6 protein-coding genes and 1 pseudogene are annotated in these 5,650 nt (G+C 70.3%); 5 read left to right on the top strand and 2 right to left on the bottom strand.

What is annotated here, in order from left to right; genetic code table 11:
• Positions 1-782, top strand: a pseudogene (locus ACWDN5_RS46150) (glycogen debranching enzyme); the annotation flags it as partial.
• A gap of 45 nt (positions 783-827) precedes the next feature.
• Here ACWDN5_RS46150 and ACWDN5_RS46145 read toward each other — a convergent pair.
• Positions 828-1,304 carry a DUF4383 domain-containing protein gene (locus ACWDN5_RS46145; RefSeq protein ID WP_310977316.1) on the bottom strand — a complete coding sequence of 159 codons (477 nt, stop codon included), beginning with the start codon at positions 1,302-1,304 and terminating at the stop codon, positions 828-830.
• Between the two features lie 192 nt (positions 1,305-1,496).
• Between ACWDN5_RS46145 and ctaD the strand changes: the two genes are divergently transcribed.
• Entirely contained in the window at positions 1,497-3,269 is a 1,773-nt protein-coding gene (gene ctaD, locus ACWDN5_RS46140; RefSeq protein ID WP_449680723.1) for an aa3-type cytochrome oxidase subunit I, read from the top strand.
• Positions 3,247-3,483, top strand: coding sequence for a hypothetical protein (locus tag ACWDN5_RS46135; RefSeq protein WP_310977318.1), 237 nt, complete (start codon positions 3,247-3,249; stop codon positions 3,481-3,483). The genes ctaD and ACWDN5_RS46135 overlap by 23 nt, the downstream gene beginning before the upstream one ends.
• A gap of 7 nt (positions 3,484-3,490) precedes the next feature.
• Here the strand turns inward: ACWDN5_RS46135 and ACWDN5_RS46130 are convergent, their stop codons facing one another.
• Entirely contained in the window at positions 3,491-4,333 is an 843-nt protein-coding gene (locus tag ACWDN5_RS46130; RefSeq protein ID WP_449680722.1) for an SDR family oxidoreductase, read from the bottom strand.
• 166 nt (positions 4,334-4,499) lie between these two features.
• Here ACWDN5_RS46130 and ACWDN5_RS46125 point away from each other — a divergent pair, with 166 nt between their 5' ends.
• Positions 4,500-4,937, top strand: a complete 438-nt coding sequence (locus ACWDN5_RS46125; protein ID WP_310977320.1) for an Hsp20/alpha crystallin family protein — start codon at positions 4,500-4,502, stop codon at positions 4,935-4,937.
• Complete coding sequence (locus ACWDN5_RS46120; protein WP_310977321.1) at positions 4,937-5,227, top strand: hypothetical protein; 291 nt, start codon at positions 4,937-4,939, stop codon at positions 5,225-5,227. Before ACWDN5_RS46125 ends, ACWDN5_RS46120 begins: the two co-directional genes overlap by 1 nt.
• Positions 5,228-5,650: the final 423 nt, after the last annotated feature.

Here is a 5,650-nt window from a genome sequence, read left to right as displayed (position 1 = left end):
AAAAGCACAACGAGGCCAACGGCGAGGACGGCCGCGACGGCGCCGACGACAACCGGTCGTGGAACTGCGGCGCGGAGGGCCCGACCGAGGACGAGAAGATCCTCGACCTCCGGGCGCGGCAGCGGCGGAACCTGATCGCCACGCTGCTGCTGTCCCAGGGCGTGCCGATGCTGCTGCACGGCGACGAGTTCGGCCGCACCCAGCAGGGCAACAACAACGCCTACTGCCAGGACAACGAGCTGTCCTGGGTCGACTGGTCGCAGCTGGAGCACAACCGCGAGCTGTTCGAGTTCACCTCGGCGGTGGTGGACCTGCGCCACCAGCACCCGGTGTTCCGCCGGCGCCGCTTCTTCGCCGGCCGCCCCATCCGCCGCGGCGACGAACTGCGCGACATCGCCTGGTTCACCCCGTCCGGCGAGGAGATGACCGACCAAGACTGGGAGTCCGGCTTCGGCCGCACCATCACGGTGTTCCTCAACGGAACGGCGATCCCGGACCTCGACGCGCGCGGCGAGCGGGTGGTGGACGACTCGTTCCTGCTCTGCTTCAACGCCCACGACGACGACATGACGATGACCGTCCCCGACGGCGGTTACGGCGAGGAGTGGGCGATCGTCCTGGATTCGGCCTCCGGCGAGGTGTTCCACCGATCGGTCGGCGGCGTCCTGGTCGGCGGCGTGGCCGGCGACCAGCTGGCCACCCCGCGGACGGTGCCGGGCGGCGGAACGCTGGTCGTCGGCGGCCGGTCGCTGACCGTGCTGATGCGCACCAAGGAGGACTGACCCACCGCAGCCGGGCCGCCCTGCGGCGGCCCGGCTGCGCGGTCGTCAGCCGAGGCCGGGACCCCGGGCCGCGTGCGGCCCCGGACCGGTGCGGCCCGCGCGGGCCGTCAGCAGGCCGAGGGCGATCATGCCGACGCCCAGGCCCAGGTGCAGCCAGTTGTCGGCGGTGTTGACGGGCACGAAGTTCGCGTCGCTGCCGTGGTCGATGAGCAGCCCGTAGAGCCAGAGCACCAGGTAGACGACCCCGCCGGCGATGAGGTACGTCCGGGCGCCGCGCGCGGTGCGGGCCGACGCGAGGCCGACGACGCCGAAGAGCAGGTGGACGATGTTGTGCAGCACGGAGACCATGAACACGCCCAGCAGCATGGCCATCGAGTCGTGGCCGGCGAAGCTCAGCTGGTCGTAGTCCGTCGTGATGCCCGGCACGAAGCCGAGCACGCCGACCAGCAGGAAGACGACCGCGACGACCATGGCGGCGACCTGCACGGGTGTCCGGGTGCGGGCGGGTGTGGCGGTGGACATGGCAATTCCTTTCGGCAGGTGAAGCCCGAGGCTTACCCGGCCGGACCGGCACCAATCCCCGGCCCGGGTCTCGCTCCGGTTGCAAAGCCGGCCCGTTCGGCTGATCCCGGGATTCGGGTGTGTAGCCTCGCCCGGCCCCGGGTACGCGCGCGGGAAGAGCTCGTTCCCCGGCGGCGACAGGTGAGAAGTCCGATGACCGACACGGTGACACGCCCGGCTCCGATCCCCCACCGCCCGGTGTGGCGGGGTCCCCGCGGTGCCACGCTCCTGAAGACGATCCGCACCACCGACCACAAGACGATCGGCGTGCTGTACCTGACGACGTCGTTCGGGTTCTTCCTGATCGGCGGCCTGACCGCGTTGCTCATGCGGGGTGAGCTGGCCCGGCCCGGCCTGCAGTTCCTCTCGCCGGAGCAGTACAACCAGCTCTTCACCATGCACGGCACGATCATGCTGCTGCTCTACGCCACCCCGAACCTGTTCGGCTTCGCCAACTTCGTCCTGCCGCTGCAGATCGGCTCACCGGACGTGGCGTTCCCGCGGCTGAACGCGTTCTCCTACTGGCTGTACCTGTTCGGGGGGCTGGTCGTCCTGTCGGGATACCTCACCCCGGGTGGTCCGCCCGATTTCGGCTGGACCGCGTACACGCCGCTGTCCAACGCCATCCACTCCCCCGGCGTCGGCGGCGACCTGTGGATCGCCGGCCTGATCGTCACCGGGCTCGGCACGATCCTCGGCGCGGTCAACATGATCACGACCGTGGTGTGCCTGCGGTGTCCCGGGATGCTCATGTGGCGGATGCCGATCTTCACCTGGAACATCCTGTTCACGTCGGTGCTGATCCTGCTGGCGTTCCCGATCCTCACCGCGGCGCTGTTCGCGCTCCTGGCCGACCGGCACCTCGGCGCGCACGTGTTCGACCCGGAGAACGGCGGCGCGATCCTGTGGCAGCACCTGTTCTGGTTCTTCGGCCACCCCGAGGTCTACGTGGTCGCGTTGCCCTACTTCGGGATCGTCACCGAGATCGTGCCGGTGTTCAGCCGGAAACCGCTGTTCGGCTACAAGCTCATGGTGTTCGCGACGATCGGGATCACCGGGCTGTCGGCGGTGGTGTGGGCGCACCACATGTTCGCCACCGGTGCCGTGCTGCTGCCCTTCTTCTCGATCATGACGTTCCTCATCGCGGTGCCGACCGGGATCAAGTTCTTCAACTGGATCGGCACGATGTGGCGGGGACAGCTGACCTTCGAGTCGCCGATGCTGTGGTCGGTCGGCTTCATGGTGACTTTCCTGCTCGGCGGCCTGACCGGGGTCATCCTCGCGTCCCCGCCGCTGGACTTCCACGTCCACGACAGCTACTTCGTCGTCGCCCACTTCCACTACGTGCTCTTCGGCACGATCGTCTTCGCCACCTTCGCCGGCATCTACTTCTGGTTCCCGAAGATCACCGGCCGGATGCTCGACGAGGGACTGGCGAAGTGGCACTTCTGGACGACGTTCATCGGCTTCCACACGACGTTCCTCATCCAGCACTGGCTCGGCGACGCGGGCATGCCGCGCCGCTACGCCGACTACCTCTCGAGCGACAACTTCACCTGGATGCACATGGTGTCGACCATCGGCGCGTTCCTGCTGGGCCTGTCGGTGCTGCCGTTCATCTGGAACGTCTTCAAGAGCTACCGCTACGGCGCCCCCGTCGGCGTCGACGACCCGTGGGGCTACGGCAACTCTCTCGAATGGGCCACCACCAGCCCGCCGCCCCGGCACAACTTCCTGGAGCTGCCCCGCATCCGCTCGGAGCGCCCCGCCTTCGAGCTGCACTACCCGCACATGGTCGAGCGGATGCGTGCCGAAGGGCACGTCACCCGCGGCCACCCCGGCGACAAGCCGTCGCCGGCCGAGGTGGCCGCGGGCGCCATCCAGCCCAGCGACCAGGGCGACAGTGACGACCCCCGCGGCCGCTGACCCGGGCCCGCCGCTGCGGGCGTGGGAGCGGCGGCGGCTGCGCGGGATCGAGCGAGGCTTGGAGACGGGCGCCCGGCGGCTCCGGTGGTGCCTGTGCTTGGACGCCGTCGCACTGGCGTTGGTGGCGGCCGGGATCTTCCTGGCGCTGCCGTGGCTGTTCCCGGCGTGCGTCGCCGGGAACCTCGCCGTCTGCGCGCACCTTCAGCGGAGCTGAGCGCCGGTCACAGGATCGGCGCGCCACCCGTCACCGCGACGCGGGCGCCGGAGACGTAACTGCCGTCGTCGGAGGCCAGCAGCACGTACACCGGCGCCAGCTCGGCCGGCTGCCCGGCGCGACCCAGCGGCACCTGCTCGCCGAAGGACTTCACCTGCTCCTCCGGCATGGTGGACGGGATCAGCGGCGTCCAGATCGGCCCCGGCGCGACGCTGTTGGCCCGGATCCCCTTCGGTCCCAGCAGCTGCGCGAGGGCCGCGCACATGTTCGCGATGCCCGCCTTCGTCACGTCGTAGGGCAGCAGCTGCGGCGTCGGGTTGTCGGAGTTCACCGACGAGCTGCCGATGATCGACGCCCCGGGCTTCATGTGCGGCACGGCGGCCTTGGCGAGGTGGAAGAACGCGCTCAGGTTGGTGGCGAGGGTGTGGTCCCACTCCTCGTCCGGGATCTCCTCCAGGGTCTCGTGGGTCATCTGGAAGGCGGCGTTGTTGACCAGGACGTCGATCCGGCCGAACTCCTCGACGGTGCGGGCGACCAGGGCCCGGCAGTGCGCGGGATCGGCGACGTCCCCGGGCACGACGACGGCCTTGCGCCCGGCCTCCTCCACCCAGCGCCGCGTCTCTTCGGCGTCCTCGTGCTCGTCGAGGTAGGAGATCAGCACGTCGGCGCCTTCCCGGGCGTAGGCGATCGCCACCGCGCGGCCGATCCCGCTGTCCGCGCCGGTGATGAGCGCCGCCTTGCCGGTCAGCTTGCCGGAGCCGCGGTAGCTGTGCTCGCCGTGGTCGGGCCGCGGCGTCATGGCGGCGGTGGTGCCGGGCGGGGTCTGCTGCTGGGGGGGCTGCTCGGGCACGGTGGCTCCTTCGGGACGGGACTGGATCTCCCGTCCCGTGTTCCCGGTGGCGCCGGGCTCACACTGTCATCTTGATGACGACTTTCTACTTGTCATCGTTTGGATGACATGCTAGAACAGTAGTGCGTGTTGACAACGCCCGTCGAAGCCCAGAAGGAGGACAACGATGTTGATGCGCACCGACCCGTTCCGTGAGCTGGACCGCCTGACCCAGCAGGTCTTCGGCACCACCGGAACCTGGTCGAAGCCCACCGCGATGCCGATGGACGCCTACCGCGCCGGCGACGAGTTCGTGGTCTGCTTCGACCTGCCGGGCGTCGCTCCGGACGCCATCGAGCTCGACATCGAGCGCAACGTGCTGACGGTCAAGGCCGAGCGCCGCCCGCTCCCCGGTGGCGACAACGTGGAGATGCAGGTTTCCGAGCGGCCGCTGGGCGTGTTCTCCCGCCAGCTGTTCCTCGGCGACAGCCTCGACACCGACCACATCGCCGCCGACTACGAGGCGGGCGTGCTGACCCTGCGCATCCCGGTAGCCGAGAAGGCCAAGCCCCGCCGCATCGAGATCGGCGGTGACCGGTCCGGCCGCCGCGAGATCCAGGCCTGATGGACGAAAGGTGTCACGCCGCGGCGGAGAGGATCTTCGCCGCGGCGGCGGAACTGGGCACCACCCGCCAGGAGGCGATCCTCGTGACCCGGGCGGTCCACGCGGTCAAAAAGGGCCGCCCGACCGAGGTCGCCTTGACGGACACCCCGCAACACCGCCGCCGCAGGCTGGCCCACGTGGTCGGCACGGAGCTGTGGGAACCGGGCATCGACCCGGACGAGATCCTCGCGGCCGTAGTCAGCGTGGGCCGCACAGCCCCGAGGGAACGACAACCGTCGGCGGCCGCCTGACTCCGAGCGAGCAGGCGGCGGCTGGCTGGGGTGGCCGAAACTGTCGGTGGTCGCCGGTAGAGTGGAAAACGGGGGGCACCCCCGCGGCGATGGCTTGGCCGCGGTCGCCCGGGCGGCCGGCCACCGGTGCCCGGTGCCGCCTGAGCGGCCCGAAATTGTCGGTGGCCGCCGGTAGAGTGAAACCGGGGGGCGCCCCGGCGGCCTTCCCCGCCTCGGCAAGCCACCAACCCCACCCCGGCGGCTTTCCGCGGCCTGGCAGGGCTCCGGCGAAGCCAGAGCGCCCTTTGAACCGCCTCACCGCCCGGAACCGGCACGCGGCCCCGCACCGGCACCCCACCCAGCCCTCCCCCGCCACCCCGATCCGAAGCCAGAACACGGCCGGTGGTGCCGGGTCAAGGCACGCTTTCCCGCCTCGACGCGGCA

This window comes from Amycolatopsis sp. NPDC003731 (assembly GCF_053586895.1).
The sequence above is the reverse complement of the archived record's forward strand: the minus strand, read 5'-3'. Positions and strand labels throughout refer to the sequence as shown.

Bases quoted from the DNA above. Each gene is read 5' to 3' on its own strand.
- ACWDN5_RS46145 (WP_310977316.1), bottom strand. From the start codon at position 1,304: ATGTCCACCGCCACACCCGCCCGCACCCGGACACCCGTGCAGGTCGCC.
- ctaD (WP_449680723.1), top strand. From the start codon at position 1,497: ATGACCGACACGGTGACACGCCCGGCTCCGATCCCCCACCGCCCGGTG.
- ACWDN5_RS46125 (WP_310977320.1), top strand. From the start codon at position 4,500: ATGTTGATGCGCACCGACCCGTTCCGTGAGCTGGACCGCCTGACCCAG.
- ACWDN5_RS46120 (WP_310977321.1), top strand. From the start codon at position 4,937: ATGGACGAAAGGTGTCACGCCGCGGCGGAGAGGATCTTCGCCGCGGCG.